The sequence below is a fragment of the Micromonospora sp. MH33 genome (genome assembly GCF_003013775.1).
Taxonomy (GTDB): Bacteria; Actinomycetota; Actinomycetes; order Mycobacteriales; family Micromonosporaceae; genus Micromonospora; species Micromonospora fulviviridis.
Map to the genome: position 1 here is coordinate 1 of NZ_MUYZ01000112.1, position 18,990 is coordinate 18,990.

Annotated in this window: 17 protein-coding genes and 1 pseudogene; 11 read left to right on the top strand and 7 right to left on the bottom strand. The window is 73.9% G+C overall.

From position 1 onward, the window contains the following. A pseudogene (locus B0E53_RS18210) lies at positions 1 to 569 on the bottom strand (hypothetical protein); the annotation flags it as partial. A gap of 431 nt (positions 570 to 1,000) precedes the next feature. Between B0E53_RS18210 and uvrB the strand changes: the two are divergent. The 4 genes from uvrB (at position 1,001) to B0E53_RS18230 (ending at position 5,363) form a co-directional block, all read left to right on the top strand. Beyond that, on the top strand, positions 1,001 to 3,109 hold the full coding sequence (uvrB, locus tag B0E53_RS18215; RefSeq protein ID WP_107077166.1) for an excinuclease ABC subunit UvrB: 2,109 nt from the start codon (positions 1,001 to 1,003) through the stop codon (positions 3,107 to 3,109). Positions 3,110 to 3,134: 25 nt separating this feature from the next. Next, the gene (locus B0E53_RS18220; protein WP_107077167.1) at positions 3,135 to 3,989 is read left to right on the top strand and encodes a helix-turn-helix domain-containing protein; all 855 of its coding nucleotides are present in this window, start codon (positions 3,135 to 3,137) and stop codon (positions 3,987 to 3,989) included. Positions 3,990 to 4,014: 25 nt separating this feature from the next. After that, entirely contained in the window at positions 4,015 to 4,383 is a 369-nt protein-coding gene (locus B0E53_RS18225) for a VOC family protein (protein WP_107077168.1), read from the top strand. Between the two features lie 80 nt (positions 4,384 to 4,463). Then, positions 4,464 to 5,363: a DUF5753 domain-containing protein gene (locus tag B0E53_RS18230; protein ID WP_107077169.1), complete on the top strand. Its 900-nt coding sequence runs from the start codon at positions 4,464 to 4,466 to the stop codon at positions 5,361 to 5,363. A gap of 309 nt (positions 5,364 to 5,672) precedes the next feature. Here B0E53_RS18230 and B0E53_RS18240 read toward each other — a convergent pair whose 3' ends face one another. After that, positions 5,673 to 5,966 carry an antibiotic biosynthesis monooxygenase gene (locus B0E53_RS18240; RefSeq protein WP_107077170.1) on the bottom strand — a complete coding sequence of 98 codons (294 nt, stop codon included), beginning with the start codon at positions 5,964 to 5,966 and terminating at the stop codon, positions 5,673 to 5,675. A gap of 103 nt (positions 5,967 to 6,069) precedes the next feature. On the opposite strand from B0E53_RS18240, the gene pnuC reads away from it, so the two are divergent. The 3 genes from pnuC (at position 6,070) to B0E53_RS18255 (ending at position 9,163) form a co-directional block, all read left to right on the top strand. Continuing rightward, positions 6,070 to 6,723, top strand: coding sequence for a nicotinamide riboside transporter PnuC (gene pnuC / locus B0E53_RS18245; protein ID WP_107077171.1), 654 nt, complete (start codon positions 6,070 to 6,072; stop codon positions 6,721 to 6,723). After that, a complete protein-coding gene (locus tag B0E53_RS18250) occupies positions 6,720 to 7,841 on the top strand; it encodes an AAA family ATPase (protein WP_168215362.1) in 1,122 nt (373 codons plus the stop codon). Before pnuC ends, B0E53_RS18250 begins: the two co-directional genes overlap by 4 nt. A gap of 323 nt (positions 7,842 to 8,164) precedes the next feature. Further along, positions 8,165 to 9,163 (top strand): TerC family protein, encoded by a 999-nt coding sequence (locus B0E53_RS18255; RefSeq protein ID WP_107077172.1) that lies wholly within the window; start codon positions 8,165 to 8,167, stop codon positions 9,161 to 9,163. Between the two features lie 60 nt (positions 9,164 to 9,223). On the opposite strand, the gene B0E53_RS18260 is transcribed toward B0E53_RS18255, so the two are convergent. Then, positions 9,224 to 10,153, bottom strand: coding sequence for an NlpC/P60 family protein (locus B0E53_RS18260; protein ID WP_246835463.1), 930 nt, complete (start codon positions 10,151 to 10,153; stop codon positions 9,224 to 9,226). A gap of 43 nt (positions 10,154 to 10,196) precedes the next feature. After that, positions 10,197 to 11,294: a dipeptide epimerase gene (locus tag B0E53_RS18265; protein WP_107077173.1), complete on the bottom strand. Its 1,098-nt coding sequence runs from the start codon at positions 11,292 to 11,294 to the stop codon at positions 10,197 to 10,199. Between the two features lie 44 nt (positions 11,295 to 11,338). On the opposite strand from B0E53_RS18265, the gene B0E53_RS18270 reads away from it, so the two are divergent. Beyond that, entirely contained in the window at positions 11,339 to 12,136 is a 798-nt protein-coding gene (locus tag B0E53_RS18270; RefSeq protein WP_107077174.1) for a tyrosine-protein phosphatase, read from the top strand. Positions 12,137 to 12,140: 4 nt separating this feature from the next. Here the strand turns inward: B0E53_RS18270 and B0E53_RS18275 are convergent, their stop codons facing one another. Then, on the bottom strand, positions 12,141 to 13,007 hold the full coding sequence (locus tag B0E53_RS18275) for a serine hydrolase (protein WP_107077175.1): 867 nt from the start codon (positions 13,005 to 13,007) through the stop codon (positions 12,141 to 12,143). Between the two features lie 72 nt (positions 13,008 to 13,079). Here B0E53_RS18275 and B0E53_RS18280 point away from each other — a divergent pair, with 72 nt between their 5' ends. After that, positions 13,080 to 13,742 carry a class I SAM-dependent methyltransferase gene (locus B0E53_RS18280; protein ID WP_107077176.1) on the top strand — a complete coding sequence of 221 codons (663 nt, stop codon included), beginning with the start codon at positions 13,080 to 13,082 and terminating at the stop codon, positions 13,740 to 13,742. Positions 13,743 to 13,815: 73 nt separating this feature from the next. Here B0E53_RS18280 and typA read toward each other — a convergent pair whose 3' ends face one another. Continuing rightward, positions 13,816 to 15,684, bottom strand: a complete 1,869-nt coding sequence (gene typA / locus B0E53_RS18285) for a translational GTPase TypA (protein WP_107077177.1) — start codon at positions 15,682 to 15,684, stop codon at positions 13,816 to 13,818. 131 nt (positions 15,685 to 15,815) lie between these two features. Here typA and B0E53_RS18290 point away from each other — a divergent pair, with 131 nt between their 5' ends. After that, positions 15,816 to 17,267 (top strand): DedA family protein, encoded by a 1,452-nt coding sequence (locus B0E53_RS18290; RefSeq protein WP_107077178.1) that lies wholly within the window; start codon positions 15,816 to 15,818, stop codon positions 17,265 to 17,267. Between the two features lie 29 nt (positions 17,268 to 17,296). Next, positions 17,297 to 18,193, top strand: coding sequence for a transglycosylase SLT domain-containing protein (locus B0E53_RS18295; RefSeq protein ID WP_107077179.1), 897 nt, complete (start codon positions 17,297 to 17,299; stop codon positions 18,191 to 18,193). A gap of 50 nt (positions 18,194 to 18,243) precedes the next feature. Here B0E53_RS18295 and B0E53_RS18300 read toward each other — a convergent pair. Next, positions 18,244 to 18,990, bottom strand: a 747-nt coding sequence (locus B0E53_RS18300; protein WP_146167700.1) for an MMPL family transporter, incomplete at its 5' end; no start/stop codon positions are given.

An 18,990-nucleotide genomic window follows, 5' to 3' on the forward strand; every position in this document is an offset into this window, starting at 1 on the left:
AGGCCGCGCCCGGCCGGCAGCTCCCGCAGCCGCCACCGGTCGTCCGGCGGCACCAGCGGCGGCGGCGCCGGGGTGGGCGTCTCGGCGGGATCGGGCCGGACCAGCAGCGTCGACGCGTTCGCCTGGACCAGCCCGCGCTCGGCGCCCGCGCCGGGGCCGCCGACATCCAGGTAGACCAGTGGCCGGGCCCAGTCGACCCAGCCGGCCAGCTCGGTACGACCGTCGCCCGCGCCCAGGGTGACCCGGACGCCGGCGCGGACGTCCCGCTGGTTGGTGACCCGCAGGGCGGCCAGCCGCTCGGCCTCGGCGGTGGTGAGGGGGCGGGCCGTCTCGGCGGGTTCCGCCGGCTTGGGCGACCAGCTCAGCAGGCCGGCAACCAGGGCTGCCGCCGAGGCCGTGGCGGCCGCCGCGAGCGCGACCAGGGCGGCGCGGCGGCGGGTGGGTTGCTCGGGTGGGTCGCCGGTCCCGTCCAGCTCGGGGTCGCCGGGCGGCTCGACCGGAGGGCGGGCAGCGACTTCTGCCCGGCCGACAGGACCCGGTCGGCCGGGTCCTCGTTCTGCGTCGGTCACGGTGGGCTCGCCCGCCTGCCGGGCGGCGGGTGGGAGTGGATCGGGCGGGGAGGGGCGGGCTTCGTCGGCGGGGAGCGGGCCGGTGTCGCGGGTGCGAGCGCGTCGCGGCCGGCGGCCGGGAGAGGTCTCCACGAGTGCACAACGCGGCTGCCGGGTTTCGGTGACGAGCAGGGGCGCTCGCGGCGGCCGGTCTGCGCATCGAGCGCGACCACCTCGGGTGCGCACGCCGGTTTCTCGGGTGCTGCGACCCCCGGTGCCGGGGACGGCCGGGCCCCGGAGGGGCGGCCACCTGCCCGGTCGGCCGCCGCGAGCGGCCTACGGTACGAGGGTAGTCCGGTGAGATGAGGCACACAATGGGAATATCGAAGCCGATCAGGGGTGGTCCGTGCTCGGCCCCGGAAGTGTCGGACCTCGGGCGTACCGTTGAGGTCATGGCGCTCGACATTCCCCGGCTCGACGGCCGCTTCCAGGTCGTCAGCGAGTTCCAGCCGGCCGGCGACCAGCCGGCAGCCATCGACGAGCTTGAGCGTCGTGTGCGACGCGGCGACCGTAACACGGTGCTGCTCGGCGCGACCGGCACGGGCAAGAGCGCCACCACGGCGTGGCTGGTCGAGCGGCTCCAGCGGCCGACCCTGGTGCTCGCGCCCAACAAGACCCTCGCCGCCCAGCTCGCCAAGGAGTTCAGCGAGCTGCTGCCGCAGAACGCGGTCGAATACTTCGTCTCCTACTACGACTACTACCAGCCCGAGGCCTACATCCCGCAGACCGACACCTACATCGAGAAGGACTCCTCGATCAACGAGGAGGTCGAGCGGCTGCGGCACTCGGCGACCATGTCGCTGCTCACCCGGCGCGACGTGATCGTGGTGGCCACGGTGTCGGCGATCTACGGCCTGGGCACCCCGGAGGAATACCTGGACCGGGCCGTCCGGGTCGCCGTCGGGCAGGAGCTCGACCGTGACCAGCTGCTGCGCCGGCTGGTCGACATCCAGTACACCCGCAACGACATGGCCTTCCAGCGCGGCACCTTCCGGGTCCGCGGCGACACGCTGGAGATCATCCCGGCCTACGAGGAGCTGGCCGTCCGGATCGAGCTGTTCGGCGACGAGATCGAGAAGCTCTACTACCTCAACCCGCTCACCGGCGACGTGGTCCGCGAGGTCGACAGCCTGATGATCTTCCCGGCCACGCACTACGCGGCCGGGCCGGAGCGGATGGAGCGGGCGATCCGCGACATCGAGGTCGAGCTGGGCGAGCGGCTGGCCGAGCTGGAGCGGCAGGGCAAGCTGCTGGAGGCGCAGCGGCTGCGGATGCGCACCACCTACGACATCGAGATGATGCGCCAGGTCGGCTTCTGCTCCGGCATCGAGAACTACTCGATGCACATCGACGGGCGGCTGCCCGGCAGCCCGCCGCACTGCCTGCTCGACTACTTCCCCGACGACTTCCTGACCGTGGTCGACGAGTCGCACGTGACCATCCCGCAGATCGGCGGCATGTACGAGGGCGACGCCTCCCGCAAGCGGATGCTGATCGACCATGGCTTCCGGCTGCCCAGCGCGGCCGACAACCGGCCGCTGCGCTTCGACGAGTACCTGGAGCGGGTCGGCCAGATGGTCTTCCTCTCCGCCACCCCCGGCTCGTGGGAGATGGAGCAGGCCCAGGGCGAGTTCGTCGAGCAGGTGATCCGCCCCACCGGCCTGATCGACCCCGAGGTCGTCGTGAAGCCCACCAAGGGCCAGATCGACGACCTGATGCACGAGATCAAGCTGCGGACCGAGCGGGACGAGCGGGTCCTGGTCACCACGCTGACCAAGAAGATGGCCGAGGACCTCTCCGACTACCTGCTGGAGAACGGCATCCGGGTGCGCTACCTGCACTCCGAGGTCGACACGCTGCGCCGGGTGGAGCTGCTGCGCGAGCTGCGCAAGGGCGACTACGACGTGCTGGTCGGCATCAACCTCCTCCGCGAGGGCCTCGACCTGCCCGAGGTCTCCCTGGTGGCGATCCTCGACGCCGACAAGGAGGGCTTCCTGCGCAGCGGCCGGTCGCTGATCCAGACCATCGGCCGCGCGGCCCGTAACGTCTCCGGCCAGGTCCACATGTACGCCGACAAGATCACTCCGTCGATGGCGGACGCGATCGGCGAGACCAACCGGCGCCGGGCAAAGCAGATCGCGCACAACGAGGCCAACGGGATCAAGCCGGAGCCGCTGCGCAAGAAGATCCACGACATCCTCGACGACATCTACCGCGAGGCGGAGGACACCGAGAACAGCCGGGTGGGCGGCGCCGTCCGGCAGCTGTCCCGGGGCAAGGCGCCGGTCAAGGAGACCCGCAGCCGAGGTCGGGGCGGCGCGGCGACGCCGTCGCGGGAGGGGATGGCCCGGGCCGACCTGGCCAACCTCATCCAGGAGCTCAACGACCAGATGCTCGCCGCCGCGCGGGAGCTGCAGTTCGAGCTGGCCGCCCGGATCCGCGACGAGGTCGCCGACCTCAAGAAGGAACTCCGCGGGATGGACGCCGCCGGGGTTAAGTGACGCACCGGGTCCGGGGGAGGCCGCCGTGCTGACCGAGGCCGTGATCGGGCTCCCCGACCCCCGGCTGCACCGCTACGTGGACCGCTACCTCGGCTACCGGGAGCAGGCGGCCGCCGCGCTGGTGCGCCGGGAGGCGGCCGGCGCCTTCGTGGTGCTGATCCTCGGCTGGGGCGCCCCGCTGGACGTGACCGATCCGCGCGCCGGCGACCGGGGCGCGTACGGGACGAACGCCTTCCTGGCCGGGCCGTTCGACGGCTGGTGCGCGACCCGCACCGCTGGCGAGGGCGCCGGGGTGCAGGTGCTGCTGACCGCCCCGGCCGCTCGCCGGCTGCTCGGGCTGCCGCTCGGTGAGCTGGCCAACCGGGCGGTCCCCGTCGACCGGCTCGGCGGCTGGCTGGCCCGGCTCCCCGACGAGCTGGCCGGTCTGCCCGACTGGGCGAGCCGGTTCGCCCGGCTCGACGCCGCCCTCGCGGCCCGGCTGGCGGTGACCGGGCCGGTCGATCCGCGCCTGCTGCGGGCCTGGCGCCTGCTCGACGGCAGCGGCGGCGGGCTGGGCGTCGGCGCGCTGGCCGAGGAGGTCGGCTGGAGCCGCCGCCACCTGGCGGTCCGGTTCCGGCGGGAGTTCGGCCTGCCGCCGAAGACCGTCGCCCGGCTGCTCCGCTTCCAGCGGGCGTACGCCATGGTGGGCCGCACGCTGGTCACCGCGCCGGTCGGCGACCCGCACCCGACGGCCGGCCCGGCCGGCGGCGGATGGGCGGACCTGGCGGCGCGGTGCGGCTACTACGACCAGTCGCACCTGATCCGGGAGTTCCGCGAGTTCGCCGGCGCCACGCCCGCGACGCTGGCCCGGCCCGGATCGCATTCGTCCAATCCCGGCTGACCCGTCCACCGGCAGACTCGGACCCATGCGAAGCATCTACCCGGTCCTCCGGTACCCCGACGCCCGCGCCGCCGTCGACTTCCTCCGGTCCGCGTTCGACCTCACCGTCCACGAGGTGCACGAGGGGCCCGACGGCACGGTGCGGCACGCCGAGCTCGGCTACGGCGACGACCTTGTCATGCTCGGCCCGGGACCGGCCCCGGCGAGCCGGCCGGCCGACGACGACTACCGCGTCTACGTGGCCGTCGACGACGTCGACGCGCACCACGAGCGGGCGCGGGCGGCCGGCGCGGAGATCGTCCGGCCGCCCTTCGACACCGACTACGGCTCCCGCGACTACGCCGCCCGCGATCTGGCCGGCCTGGTCTGGTCCTTCGGCACCTACCGCCCCTGACAACCGGCGATAGCTCTGCGCGAGCAAGGTATTGCCGTGCGTGATGGTCATGCGTACTCTCCCTCGGTGGGGAGGCACGTATGCCGTTGTCAGCAAGTCCTGTCGTCCGGCGGGTGCGGCTCGGCGCGGAGCTGCGCCGGCTGCGCCGCCGGGAGTCGCTCACCCTGGAGCAGGTCTGCGGCCGGCTCGGGTGGGCGTCCACATCGAAGCTGTCCCGCATCGAGCTGGGGCAGAGCCGGCCCGACCTGGCCGACGTGCTCGACCTGCTCGACGTCTACGCGGTGCCGCCCCACCAGCGGGACGAGCTGATCGTCATCGCCCGGGACGCCGCCACCGGCCGCGGCTGGTCCAAGGCGCTGGGCGAGATGGGGGAGCGGCAGCGGGCGTACGCGGAACTGGAGGCGGGCGCGGTCCGCATCGTGGACTACCAGCCGGTGCTGGTGCCCGGGCTGCTCCAGACCCCCGAGTACGCCCGGTTGCGGGTGACAGCCGGCGCGCTGCTCGCCGACGACGTGGACGTCGAGGCCGACGTCCGCGCCCGCGCGGTGCGCCAGGAGGTGCTGTGCCGGCCCGAGCCACCGCGCTACACCGCTCTGATCGACGAGCGGGCCTGCGACCCGGCCGGCCTCCCCGCCGAGGTCTGGCGGGACCAGCTCCGGCACCTGACCGTTCTCGCCGAACGGCCGCACGTCACCATCCGGCTGCTGCCCCGCGACGCGTCCCCCTACGGCGACCTGCACCCCCTCGCGCCGTTTTCGTACTACGCGTACCCGGACCCGGCCGACCCGCGCACCGTGCTGGTGGAGACGCTCACCACCGACCTGCGGCTGGTCGCCGAGGCGGACGTCGCCCGTTACGAGCAACTGGTCGACTGGCTGCTGGCGGCGGCGCTGCCGGAGGAGGAGACGGTGGAGCTGCTGGGCCGACGGCTCGGCCCCGCGCCGGTGCCCCGGCCGCGCGAGCCGCACGAGCCCGACTGAACGGGTCGGTCAGCGGGCGCGCCGGAAGCCGCCCTCCGAGTCGATCACCTGACCGGTGATCCAGCCGCCGTCGGCGGAGCAGAGGAAGCGCACCAGCCGGGCGCCGTCCTCCGGGTGCCCCAGCGGCCGCCCGGGAAGAGGCGGGCCACCGCGGCCAGCCCGTCCGGGTCGGCGTCCCCGGTGTCTGTCCGGACGGTTGTTCTGCCCGGCACGGCGTTCGGCGCGCGGCCACCGGGCCCGGCGCCCCCGATGTCCGTCGGGACCGGTGGCCGGCGCGTCGAGCGCAGGCTAGGCCAGGGGTACGACAGCTCAGGCCGGCACGTCGACGAAGTGCTCGACCAGCGGCGGGCCGGCGAAGTGTGGCCCGATCAGCTCCCGCCACTGTCCGAAGCGCTCGCTCTGCCGGAAGTTGACGTCGTGCGCCTCGACCGAGTCCCACTCCACCAGCAGCACGAACCGGGACGGCGACTCGATGCCGCGGGTCATCCGCACCGAGCGGCAGCCCTCGGTGCCGGCGAGGATCGGGCGCGCCTGCGCGTAGGCGGCGGCGAAGTCGTCCTCGTGTCCGGGCGTCACGTCGATCAGCGCGACCTCAAGAACCATGCCGGAAGCCTCGCACGCCGGGCGCCGTCCGGTACGCCCCGGGGCCTGTTCCGCGCGCCACACCCCGCTCTAGGGTGGGCGCTCGGGAAACGGGGGAGGACACATGCTCGACTGGCTCACCGCCACGGCGTTCACCGTGCTGGGCGCCGGCACCACCTGGGCCGAGTTGCTCGGCTTCGCCACCGGTGTGGTCAACGTCTGGCTGGTGGCCCGGCAGCACATCGCCAACTGGCCGATCGGCATCGCCAACGTGCTGCTGCTGATGCTGTTGTTCTGGACCGCCGGCCTGTACGCCGACGCCGGCCTCCAGGTCGTCTACGTGCTCCTCGGGCTCTACGGCTGGTGGCACTGGCTCTTCGGCGGGGAGCGGCGCAGCCGGCTGACCGTGGCCCGGACCGGCCGGCGGGAGTGGTGGGCGCTCGGCGTGGCCGGGGTGCTGCTCACCGTCGGGCTCTGGGCGCTGCTGGACCGGGCCACCGATTCGACCGTGCCGCTGGCCGACGCGGTCACCACCGCGCTGTCGCTGCTCGCCACCTACGGCCAGACCCGCAAGCTCGTGGAGAGCTGGTGGCTGTGGATCGCCGCCGACCTCATCTACATCCCGCTGTACGCGTACAAGGGACTCTGGCTGACCGGCGGCCTCTACCTGATCTTCCTGGCGCTCTGCGTGGTGGGGCTGCGGGAGTGGCGGGCGGACCTGCGCCGGCGCGCGGCGGCCACCCCGGTGCCGCCCGGCCCGGCCCCGGTCGCCGCGTGAGCGCCGAGCACGGGCCCGCGGTCGCGAACCGGAGCCGGGAGTTCCGGCACGGCCTGCTGGTGGGCAAGTTCTACCCGCCGCACGCCGGGCACCACGCGCTGATCGAGGCGGCCGCCGCCCGCTGCGCGGCGGTCACCGTGGTGGTCGCCCCGTCCCGGCGCGAGTCGATCCCGCTGGACCTGCGGGTCGCCTGGCTGCGCGAGGCGCACGCCGCCACGCCCTGGGTGCGGTTCGTCGGCCGGTACGACGACCACCCGGTCGACTACGCCGAACCGGGGATCTGGGACCTGCACTGCGCGGTGTTCGCCGACGCGCTCGGCGGGGAGCCGGTGGATGCGGTCTTCTCCTCGGAGGCGTACGGCGAGGAGTTGGCCCGTCGTTTCGACGCGGTGGCGGTCTGCGTGGACCTGGACCGGCGCGCCGTCCCGGTTTCCGGCACCGCCGTGCGGGCGGACCCGGCGGCGCACTGGCGTCGCCTGCGCCCGGCGGTGCGGGCCTGGCTGGTCCGCCGGGTCGTGGTGGTCGGGGCCGAGTCCACCGGCACCACGACGATGGCGGAGGCGCTCGCCGCCCACTACGGCACCGCCTGGGTCCCGGAGTACGGCCGCGAGCTGACCGAGCGCAAGCTCGCCGGGCTGCGAGGGGTCCGGCCGGACGCGACGGTCTTCGACGTGACCTGGGACCGGGAGGACTTCGTGGAGGTGGTCCGCGAGCAGCAGGCCGCCGAGGACGCGGCGGCCCGGGTGAGTGGTCCGCTGCTGTTCTGCGACACCGACGCGCGGGCCACCGCGATCTGGGAGGAGCGCTACCTCGGGTCGTCGTCAGAGGCGGTCCGGGCGGCGGCCCGCCGGCCGGCGCTGTACCTGCTGACCGACCACCACGGGGTGCCCTTCGCCGACGACGGCCTGCGCGACGGCGAGCACCTGCGGGCCTGGATGACCGGGCGGTTCCGGGCCGAGCTGGCCGGCTGCGGGGTGCCGGTGGTCGAGCTGCGCGGGTCGCACGAGCAGCGGCTGGCGGTCGCCGTCGCCGCCTGCGACGCCCTGCTGGCCGCCGGCTGGTCCTTCACCGATCCGCTACCCGTGAGGCCCGCGGGACCGCAGCAATCGGACACCTAGCCTCCTAGGACGGCGTGCGCGACGAGACCTGCCGCACGCCGGAACGTGATGAGGGTGGCAAACGGCGCCCCCGAAGATGCGCCGACCGGGCCTGATGGTGAACAATGGCGGCCGAGGAGGGGAGTATTCCCCCGTGACGGAGTCGTCAGCACGGAAGAGCGCCGGCCCCCCGGTCGCACGACCCGGCTCCGTCGGTCAGTGACCCGTTCCCGGGTCGGTGGCGGAAGAGACCTCCGACAGTCACCAGAGTCAGCGTCGACGCACCCCGGCCCATCACCCGGCGTACGGTGTGCCCGACGCTGTGTGTCTGCCGGAGGATGGATTTGAACGTGTCCGGAGTGGTGTGGGCGGGGACCCTGGTCGCGATGACCGCGGTCCTGTTGGTCGACCTGTTCATCATCGGTCGCCGCCCGCACGAGCCCAGCGTCCGCGAGTCGAGCCTGTGGGTCGGCTTCTACGTGGCACTGGCCCTGCTCTTCGGGGCGGGGCTGTGGCTCACGTCAGGCCCCAGCGTGGCCGGCCAGTTCTACACCGGGTGGCTCACCGAGTACAGCCTCTCGGTGGACAACCTCTTCGTCTTCGTGATCATCATGGCCCGCTTCGGGGTGCCCCGGCAGTACCAGCAGAAGGTGCTGCTCGTCGGCATCCTGCTGGCACTGGTCATGCGGGGCGGCTTCATCGCCGCCGGCGCCGCGCTGATCTCCCAGTTCTCCTGGGTGTTCTACATCTTCGGCGCGTTCCTGATCTACACGGCGGTCAACCTGGCCCGCCAGGGGGAGCCGGACGAGAACGAGTTCAGCGAGAACCTGCTGATCCGGTGGAGCCGCAAGGCGCTGCCGCTGTCCCGTACCTTCGACGGCGCGCGGATGACGACCCACGAGAACGGGCGGCGGCTGTTCACCCCGATGCTGATCGTGATGATCGCGATCGGCACCACCGACCTGATCTTCGCCCTCGACTCGATCCCGGCGATCTTCGGCATCACCCAGGAGCCGTACCTGGTCTTCACCGCGAACGTGTTCGCGCTGATGGGGCTGCGACAGCTCTACTTCCTGCTCGGCGGCCTGCTGGACCGGCTGATCTACCTCAGCTACGGCCTGGCCGTGGTGCTCGGCTTCATCGGGGTCAAGCTGGTCCTGGAGGCCCTCGCCGACAACAACTTGCCGTTCGTCAACGGCGGCGAGCACGTGGCCTGGGCCCCGCACATCCCGATCTGGCTGTCGCTCACCGTCATCCTGGGCACCCTCGCCGCGGCCACCGTGGCCAGCCTGGTCAAGTCGTCCCGCGACCGCCGTCGCGAGCTGGCGGAGGCCCGCCGCTGACCGGACCCACCGGAAAGGGGCGCTCCCGCGATCGGGAGCGCCCCTTTCGGCGTACGGGGGTCAGATCCGGTGGGCACCGACCAGGGTGGCCTCCCGGTCCGGGGGGAGCTGCTCCTCCACGACCCGGCGTTTCACGTAGCAGGCGTGCAGCATCCGCCGTGTCTCGCCCTGCGGCTCGGTGCTGACGATGCCGACGTGGTGGATCCGCCGGCCGGGCCGGGCGAAGAAGTAGAGGTCGCCGGGGCGTTCCTGGTCCAGCGCCAAGGGAGTGGTCGCCTCGGCCTGGTCGTCGGCGTCCCGGGGCAGCGTGATGCCGTACCGGCGCCAGGCCAGGTGCACCAGGCCCGAGCAGTCGATGCCGTGCGTGGACAGCCCGCCCCAGACGTAGACGAGGTCGCGCAGCCGCTCGGCGACGGCCAGCACCTCCTTGGCCTCCGGCCGTTCGGCCGGCAGCGGGACCAGGTCGCCCTCGGGGGCCCAGAGCGGGTCGGCCCGGCCGGGCACGAGGACCGGCCGCCAGCCGTCCACCGGCCGTCCGGCCGGGGCCAGGCGGGTGCCGAGGACCACGCCGGTCAGGGCCGGCGGACCGTCGGGGGCGGCGCGCAGCGCGGTGTGGACGGCGTCCACCACCAGCGGGGTGGCCGACGGGCCGGGCTCCGCCGGGGCGGTGAGCTGGGCGGCGGGCAGCCAGCCGGGATAGCCGCGTACGTCGAGCTTGGCCGCGGGCTGCGCCAGGGCGACCACGTGCGCCCAGCCGTCCGGGCGCAGCTCGGTGACCAGCACCCGCTCGCCGAGCAGCAGCTGGGTCAGGACGCAGTCGCCGACCTGCTGGTCACGGTCCATGCCGGCGATCCAGGCGGCGGTGTCGGGCGCGTCGGACAGCGCGGGGCGGTCGACCGGACGGACCGCCTCGGGCGCGGCCCAGAGGGTCGCCACCGGGACCCGGACGACGGCCTCGCGGCCGGTTTGCAGCTCCACGTCCACCCCCACGTCGCGCCTCCTCGGCCGACCCTATGAAAAATTCCAACGACGCTCAACCGCGCGGCTGAATCTTTACTTCACTCACGTTCGCGATGCCGAGCCCCGGAGCGTCCGGCAGCACGACGGTCGCGCCGTCGTACCGGATGCCCCCGGAGACCGGCGACCAGGCCAGCCACCAGGCGGCGTCGAGGTCCGACACGGCCGTGGTGCCGTAGGCGGCGACCAGGCTGGCCGCCGCCCCCAGGCCGACCTGGCTCTCCATCATCGAGCCGACGATCGTGCCCATGCCGTGCGCGGCGGCCAGGTCCAGCAGCGACCGGGCGGTGTGCAAACCCCCGCACTTGGCCAGCTTGACGTTGACCATGTCGGCCGCCCGGCGGCGGATCACCTCGACCAGGTCGCGCAGGTCGAAGACCGACTCGTCGGCGAGGATCGGCAGCTCCACCCGGTCGCTGACCCAGGCCAGCCCGTCCAGGTCCCGGCGGTGCACCGGCTGCTCGACCAGCTCGACGTCGAGCCCGGCGTCCTCGATGCCGCGGATCACCCGGACCGCCTCGCGCGGCGTCCAGCCCTGGTTGGCGTCCAGCCGGATCCGCACGTCGGGCCCCACCGCGGCGCGGACCGCGCGGACCCGGTCCAGGTCGCCCCGCGCGTCGGTGCCGACCTTCAGCTTCAGCACGGTGAAGCCCTCGGCCCGGCGGCTGGTGGCCGCCGCCGCGAGGTCCACCGCGTCGCCGGCGGCCAGGGTGACGTCCGTCGGGACGCGCAGCGTGGTGCCGCCGAGCAACCGCACCAGGGGTACGCCGAGCCGCCGCGCGGCCAGGTCGTGCAGGGCGACGTCGACGGCGGCCCGGGCCGACTCGTTGCCCACCACCGCGCGGCGCACCTCGGCGCAGCGGGCCTGGAGGTCGTCGGCGTCCCGCCCGGTCAGCAGCGGCCCGAGCAGCTGCTGGACGCACGCCTCGGCGCCGGCGATCGACGCGCCGGTCACCTGCCAGACCTGCGGGGCCTCGCCGAAGCCCGACCGCCCGTCGGTGTCCACCACCTCCACGACCAGGGTATCCACGGTGGTGGCGCGGCGCAGCGCGGTGACGAACGGGGTGTGTAAGGGGGCCGAGAGCCGGTGGGTGCGTACCGCGGCGATCGTCATGTGGGGCACCCTATATGGAGCTGGCAGCGATCAGGGGAGGGCCGATGACCGGGCGGGACTGGGAGCTGGTGGGCGCGCCGAACGCCCGTGACCTGGGCGGGTTGCCCACCGCCGACGGGCGGCGGGTACGCGCCGGCCGACTGATCCGCACCGCCGCGCTCGGGCGGCTCACCGACGAGGACCTGCCGGTGCTGGGCAAGCTGGCCCCGGCCTGTGTGGTGGACCTGCGGCACGCCACCGAGCAGGCGGTCGCCCCGCCGGACCGCCTGGCCGGCGAGCCGCGGCTGGTGCACCTGCCGGTCTACGACGCGGCCCACCCGGTGTTCACCTACGTCTCGGCGGTGCTGCTCGGCCACGACCTGGACGCGTACGAGGAGCTGGCCCGGGAGGGCATGCCGGGGGCGATGGCGGGGATCTACCGCTGGTTCGTCACCGGTGAGTCGGCGCGGGCGGGGTTCGGGGCGGCGGTGCGGCTGGCCGCCGACGCGGCGAGCCTGCCGCTGCTGTTCCACTGCTCGGCCGGCAAGGACCGCACCGGGTGGCTGTCGGTGGTGCTGCTCACCGCGCTCGGCGTGGAGGAGCCGGCGATCCGGGCCGACTACCTGCGGCACAACGAGCTGACCGAGAGCCTGCGCGAGGTGCTGCTGGCCGCGATGACCCGCCGCCGGCCGGACCTGGACCCGACCGTCGCCCGGCCGCTGCTGGAGGTGCGGCCGGAGTACCTGGACGCCGCCTACGAGGAGGTGCGCCGGGTGCACGGCTCGTTCGACGCGTACCTGTGCGACGGGCTGGGGGTGACCGACGGGACGCTGGCCGCGCTGCGCGCGAACCTGCTGGAGTGAACGGTCACCCGGCCAGGTCGTGCCGGGCCGCCCAGACCCGCGCGGAGACGTGCGCGATCAGGCGGCAGGCGTCGTCCTCCACCTCCTCGCCGCTCGGGCCGCCGTCGGCCAGGTCGGTGGTGGTGCAGACGACCACGGCGTAGGGCGGCGCGTCGGCGGGGAAGACCACCCCGGCACCGTGCCGGACACCGCGTACCCAGCCGTTCTTGTGCGCGATCCGGGTCCCCTCGGGCAGCCCGGCGGCGAGGTCCTCGCGGTGCTCCTGGGCGAACAGCACGTCCAGCATGGCCGCGCAGCCGGCCGGCGAGGCGAGCGGGCCGGGCCGGCGGGCGCCGAGCGCCAGCCCGCCGAGCAGGGCGGCCAGGTCGGCGGCGGTGACCAGGTTGTCGATGCCGGCGTCCCGGGCGGCGAAGTCCTCGATGCCCCGGCCGGTGACGCTGTGCCGGGCCCCGGCCAGCGTCCATGCCTCGGCCAGCGCGGGCAGCCCGACCTGGCCGATGCAGATGTTGGTGGCCAGGTTGCTGGAGCGGACGATCATCCGTTCGGCGAGCCAGCGCAGCGGCGCCTCGCCGCCCACCCGCGCCCAGACCGCGTCGTCGTTGTCGTAGTGCTGGGCGTTGGCGAACCGGGGCGCGCCGGGCAGGGCGGAGTCGAACGCGTTGCGCACCGGGACCGGGTCGTCCAGGTCGAGCCGGCCGGCCTCGGCGGCGCGGTGCAGTGCCACCAGCACGGCGACCTTCATGGTGCTGGCCGCGTAGTGGGTGGCGTCGGCCTGCCGGGTCCAGGTGGACGGGGCGTCCAGCCGTCCCACGTACGCGGAGACGGTGCCGGGCACCTTGTCCAGGTGCGCGTCGAGATCCTCCCAGGTCATGCCGGTGACCGTAGCGGATCTTCGCGGCGGGTGGGGCTGCGGCCCGGCCGGTGCCGGGTCTAGCGTGCGGGGATGACGACCGCCGCGTACGACGCCATCGCCGACTGGTACGACGAGTACGTCACGACCACCGCCACCGACTACAGCGAGCGGGTCCGGTCGGTGCTGGCCGAGCTGCTCGGTCGGGGTCCCGGGCGTTGCCTCGACCTGTGCTGCGGCACCGGGGCGCACGCCGCCGAGCTGCGCCGGCTGGGTTGGCAGCCGGTCGGGGTGGACCTGTCGGCGGGGCAGCTTCGCCATGCCGCGGCGCGGCTCCCGGTGGCGCGGGCCGACGCCACCGCGCTGCCCCTGCCGGACGGTGCCCTGCCGGCCGTGGCCTGCGTGCTGGCCCACACGGACATGCCGGACTACCCGGCGGCGATCGCCGAGGCGGCCCGGGTGCTGGCGCCCGGCGGGCGGCTGGTCCACGTCGGCGTGCACCCCTGTTTCGTCGGGGCGTTCGCCGACCGTTCCGAGCCCGGCCGGGCCGTGATCGACGGCGGGTACGCCGAGCGGGAGCGCAGCTTCCGGTCCTGGAACACGGTCGGCGTGCGGGCCCGGGTCGGCGCCTGGCACCTGCCGCTGGCCGACCTGCTCAACGCGGTCACCGCCGCCGGTCTGACGCTGACCGCCGTCCGCGAGTCCGCCCCCGGCCCCCTCCCCGACGTGCTGGCCTTCCAGGCCACCAAACCCTGACCCCACCCGACCTCGAAAAGGGCGGAGCCCGGTCCGCCGGGTGGGCGGGCCGGGCTCCGGGGTGGCTGACGGGTCAGCCGGCGTGCTTGCGGCGGGCGGCCATCCCGCCGCGCTGGGTCTGGTCCAGCACCACCTTGCGGATCCGCACCGCGGCCGGGGTCACCTCGACGCACTCGTCCTCGCGGCAGAACTCGAGGGCCTGCTCCAGCGACAGCTTGCGCGGCGGGATCAGCTTCTCGGTCTCGTCGGAGGTCGACGCGCGCATGTTGGTGAGCTTCTTCTCCTTGGTGATGTTGACGTCCATGTCGTCGGAGCGGGAGTTCTCCCCGACGATCATGCCCTCGTACACCTCGGTGGTCGGCTCGACGAAGAGCTGGCCGCGCTCCTGCAGATTGATCATGGCGAACGAGGTCACCGCGCCGGCCCGGTCGGCGACCAGGGAGCCGTTCTGGCGGGTGCGCAGCTCGCCGAACCACGGCTCGTACGACTCGAAGACGTGGTGCAGGATGCCGGTGCCGCGGGTGTCGGTGAGGAACTCGGTGCGGAAGCCGATCAGGCCGCGCGCCGGAACCAGCCACTCCATCCGGATCCAGCCGGTGCCGTGGTTGACCAGCTGCTCCATCCGGCCCTTGCGGGTGGCGAGGAGCTGGGTGATCGCGCCCAGGTACTCCTCCGGGGCGTCGATGGTCAGCCGCTCGACCGGCTCGCAGGTCTTCCCGTCGATCTCCTTGGTGACCACCTGCGGCTTGCCGACGGTCAGCTCGTAGGACTCGCGACGCATCTGCTCCACCAGGATGGCCAGGGCCAGCTCGCCGCGGCCCTGCACCTCCCAGGCGTCCGGCCGCTCGGTCGGCAGGACCCGCAGCGACACGTTGCCGACCAGCTCCTTGTCGAGCCGGTCCTTGACCATGCGGGCGGTGACCTTGGCGCCCTTGACCCGGCCGACCAGCGGCGAGGTGTTGGTGCCGATGGTCATCGAGATGGCCGGCTCGTCGACGGTGATCAGCGGCAGCGGGATCGGGTTCTCGGCGTCGGCCAGGGTCTCGCCGATCATGATCTCCGGGATGCCGGCGACGGCGATGATGTCGCCCGGGCCGGCGCTGTCGGCCGGCTTGCGCTCCAGGCCCTCGGTCATCAGCAGCTCGGAGATGCGGACCCGCTGGGTGCTGCCGTCGGTGCGGCACCAGGCGACCGTCTCGCCCTTGCGGATGGTGCCCTGCCGGACCCGGCACAGCGCCAGGCGGCCGAGGAAGGGCGAGGCGTCGAGGTTCGTGACGTGCGCCTGCAGCGGCGCGTCCTCGTCGTACGCGGGGGCCGGGATGGTGTCCAGCAGGGTGCGGAACAGCGGCTCCAGGCTGTGGCTGTCGTCGGGCACCGAGCCGTCGGCGGGCTGGGTCAGCGAGGCGATGCCGTCGCGGGCGCAGGCGTAGACGATCGGGAAGTCGATCTGCTCCTCGTCGGCGTCCAGGTCGAGGAAGAGCTCGTAGGTGTCGTCCACGACCTCCTTGATCCGGGCGTCCGGCCGGTCCACCTTGTTGATCACCAGGATGATCGGCATCCGGGCCTTGAGGGCCTTGCGGAGCACGAAGCGGGTCTGCGGCAGCGGTCCCTCGCTGGCGTCGACCAGCAGCACCACCCCGTCGACCATGGTCAGGCCGCGCTCGACCTCACCACCGAAGTCGGCGTGGCCGGGGGTGTCGATGATGTTGATGGTGACCGGGTCGGAGCCGTCCGCCGGCAGGTACCGCACGCCGGTGTTCTTGGCCAGGATGGTGATGCCCTTTTCCCGCTCGAGGTCCATCGAGTCCATGACCCGCTCGGTGGTCTCACCACGGGCGCCGTAGGCGCCGGCCTGCCGCAACATGGCGTCGACCAGGGTCGTCTTGCCGTGGTCGACGTGGGCGATGATGGCGACGTTGCGGAGGTCGGTGCGTAGCTGCATACCCTCCATACTCCTGTCTGCGGTTGCCGGGGCGCGCCTCGGGGTCACCCCGAGATCGCCCGGATCTCTGCCGAAAGTGCTGTCCCGACCGTTCCAGCGGCTGGCATGCTGGCTCCCGTGCGGGGGACCGGATGCCTGACCTGCTGAACTGGCTGCAGGGGCTGCCGCCCCTGCTGATCTACCTGGTCGCCGCGATGATCGTCGCGGGCGAGACCGCGGTGATCTTCGGACTGCTGGTGCCGGGAGAGGCGACCCTGCTGCTGGTCGGCTTCCTAGCGTACGCGGGGACGCTGCGGCTCGTCCCCACGCTGCTGGCCATGACCGCTGCCGCCGTGATCGGAGACACACTCGCCTACCGTGCCGGGCGGCGGTACGGGCCGAAACTGCGTGCCTCCGGTCTCGGTGCCCGGATCGGGCCGCACCGGTGGCGGCGCGCCGACTCGTTGCTCGACCGGCTCGGCGGTCGGGGCGTGCTGGCCGCCCGCTGGGTGGCCTTCGCCCGCACCCTGGCGCCCCGCCTGGCCGGCGCGGCCGGGCTGCCCTACCGGCGGTTCGCCCCGTGGAACGCGGCCGGGGTGGCGAGCTGGGTCGGCGCCTCCGTGCTGGCCGGCTACGCCGCCGGCGAGTCGTACGAGCGGGTGTCCCGGCTTCTGGGCCGGGCCACCGGCGCGGTGCTCGTGCTGCTGGTGTGCCTGGTCGGGGTGGTGCTGGCCGGCCGCTGGCTGGGCCGCAACCCGGACCCGGTGCGGGCGCTGGCCGCCCGGGCCGCCGCCCTGCCCCCGCTGCGCTGGCTGCGCGCCCGGTACGGGGTGCTCTTCTTCCTGGTCGCCATGCGGTTCGGGCCGGCCGGCACGCTGCTGATCAACCTCGCCGCCGGCCTGCTGCTGCTCTTCGCCGCCGGGTTGGCCGTCGCGGAGGTGCTGGAGGCGGTGGTCCGGCACAGCGGGCTCGGCGTGCTCGACGGGCTGGTCGCGGACTGGTTCGCCGCCCGGCGTACCCCCGGGGTGGTCGACCCGGCGCTGGCCGCGGTATCGGTGCTGCGCGGCTGGGTGCTGATCGCCGCGGTGGCCCTGGTGGCGGCGGTGGTGGCCTGGCGGAACCGGCCGTGGCGGGCCGACCTGCTCAGCGTGCTCGGCACGGTGGGGGCGTTCGTGCCGCTGGTGGTGCTGGTCGTGGTGGCCGGCCTGACCGGGTCGGGCGGCCCGGACGGCGCCCCGGACCTGCTGCCGACCCAGAATGCGGTGGTCACGGCCAGCTTCGGCACGCTGGCCTGGCTGCTGTCCCGGGGCGCCCGCTGGCCGGTGGCGGTGGCGGTCTGGACGGGCGCGTCGGCCGGCGTGGTGGCCGTCACCGGCGCCCGGCTCTACCTGGGCTGGAGCACGGCCAGCGGCACCGCCACGTCGGTGCTGCTCGGGGCGGCCTGGGTCACCGTGTTCGTGGTCGCCTGGGCCACCCGGGACCACGCGGTCGGCGGGGACGGTCCGCCAGGTACCGGTGGGCCGGCCACAGGGGACGGACCGCCGCGGCCCCGGGCCTCCCGGCGGGCGTCGCGGGTACCCCGCGGCCCCGTCGATCCCTGCTAGGGTGCGGCGACGACCACGGGGGAGGTCAGATGCGCCGAGGAGTGGGCCGCTGCGTTATGGCGGCGGTCGCCGCGCTGCTGGCGGCGAGTGCGGTCACCGGGTGCGGCGGCGAGGAGCCGACCCGCGAGGTGGCGGTGGAGTTGCCCAGCGAGGCACCCGTCGAGGCGCCCGCGGACGGCCCCGCCGACCCGCCCAGTGACGAACCGCCGGCGGTCGCGGCGATGGGCGCGAAACCCAGCGCCAAGCCCAGCCCGAGCGCTTCGTCGAAGCCGACCACCAGCCGGGCCGGTGCGCCCCGGCCGACGGTGAAACCGCTGACCGAGACCAAGGCGCCGCCCGCGCCGAAGCCACCGGTGGCCGGCTGCAAGCCCAGCTACAAGGGCACCGCCGCCACCCGCAGCCAGGTCAAGCAGGCGTTGACCGACGCCGCCGCGAAGACCTACTGGCCGGTGTCCGCGCCGGACATCAAGGTGCCGCTCAACCTGGTGAAGGCCACGGCCTGGCAGGAGAGCGGCTGGCAGTCCAACATCTACGCCTGCGACAGCGGCGTCGGGCTGATGCAGGTCCAGCCGCCGACGGCGGAGTTCGTCAACAACCGGTTCGAGCAGAGCTACGACCTGGACGCCTACCGGGACAACGCGGTCCTCGGCGCCAACTACCTGGCCTGGCTGACGAAGAAGATCGGCGACTCGCACTTCGGCTCGGACTACCGGCTCGATGCCTCGCTGTGCACCAGTCAACTGACGTCCTGCCTGCTCAACGCGGTGATCGCCGCCTACAACGTGGGCCCGGGCAGCGTCGCGCCGGACTGCCAGCCCGGCAAGAGCCCGCCGTGCGGCCCGCCACCGCCGCTGCGGATCCCGAACGAGCAGTACGTCTACAACGTGCGGGCGCTGATGACCGAGTGCGTCTGCCTGACCTACTGAGCTGACGAGAACGGGGCCCCGGCGGGCGACCGCCGGGGCCCCGCCCGTTCTCAGTCCCGGGCGCCGGCCGGTGCGACGGGCGCCGGCGACGTCTCCGCCGGGGCGTCGGGGTCCCGGACGATCCGTCCCGGCCACCAGAACCGGTCGCCGAGTCCGAACGCCAGCGCCGGCACCAGCACCGTGCGGACCAGCAGCGTGTCCAGCAGGACGCCGACGCAGACGATGATCCCGATCTGGGTGAGGGTGATCAGTGGCAGGACGCCGAGCACGGCGAAGACGGCCGCCAGCAGCACGCCCGCGCTGGTGATGACCCCGCCGGTGACCCGCAGCGCGGACAGCATCCCGTCCCGGGTGCCGAGCCGGCGGGCGTCCTCCCGGGCCCGGGTGACCAGGAAGATGTTGTAGTCCACGCCGAGCGCCACCAGGAACACGAAGGCCAGCAGCAGCACCCCGCTGTCCAGCGCCGGGAAGTCCAGCACCCGGTCGAAGAGCAGCCAGGCCGCGCCGAGGCTGGCGAAGAACGAGGCGATGACCGTCAGCACCAGCAGCACCGGGGCCAGCAGGCCGCGCAGCAGCAGCACCAGCACCGCCCCGACCAGCAGCAGGATGATCGGCAGGATCAGCCACAGGTCCTTCGTGTTCGCCCGGTCCGAGTCGTAGGTGGCGGCCACCGTACCGCCGACCAGCGCGCCCTCCGGGGCGTCGGCGCCGGCGACCGCGGGCGGCGCGGAGTCCGGCACGGCGGCGACGGCGTCGCGCAGCGCCTCGACGGTGCGGTCCGAGGCGGCGGTGCCCGG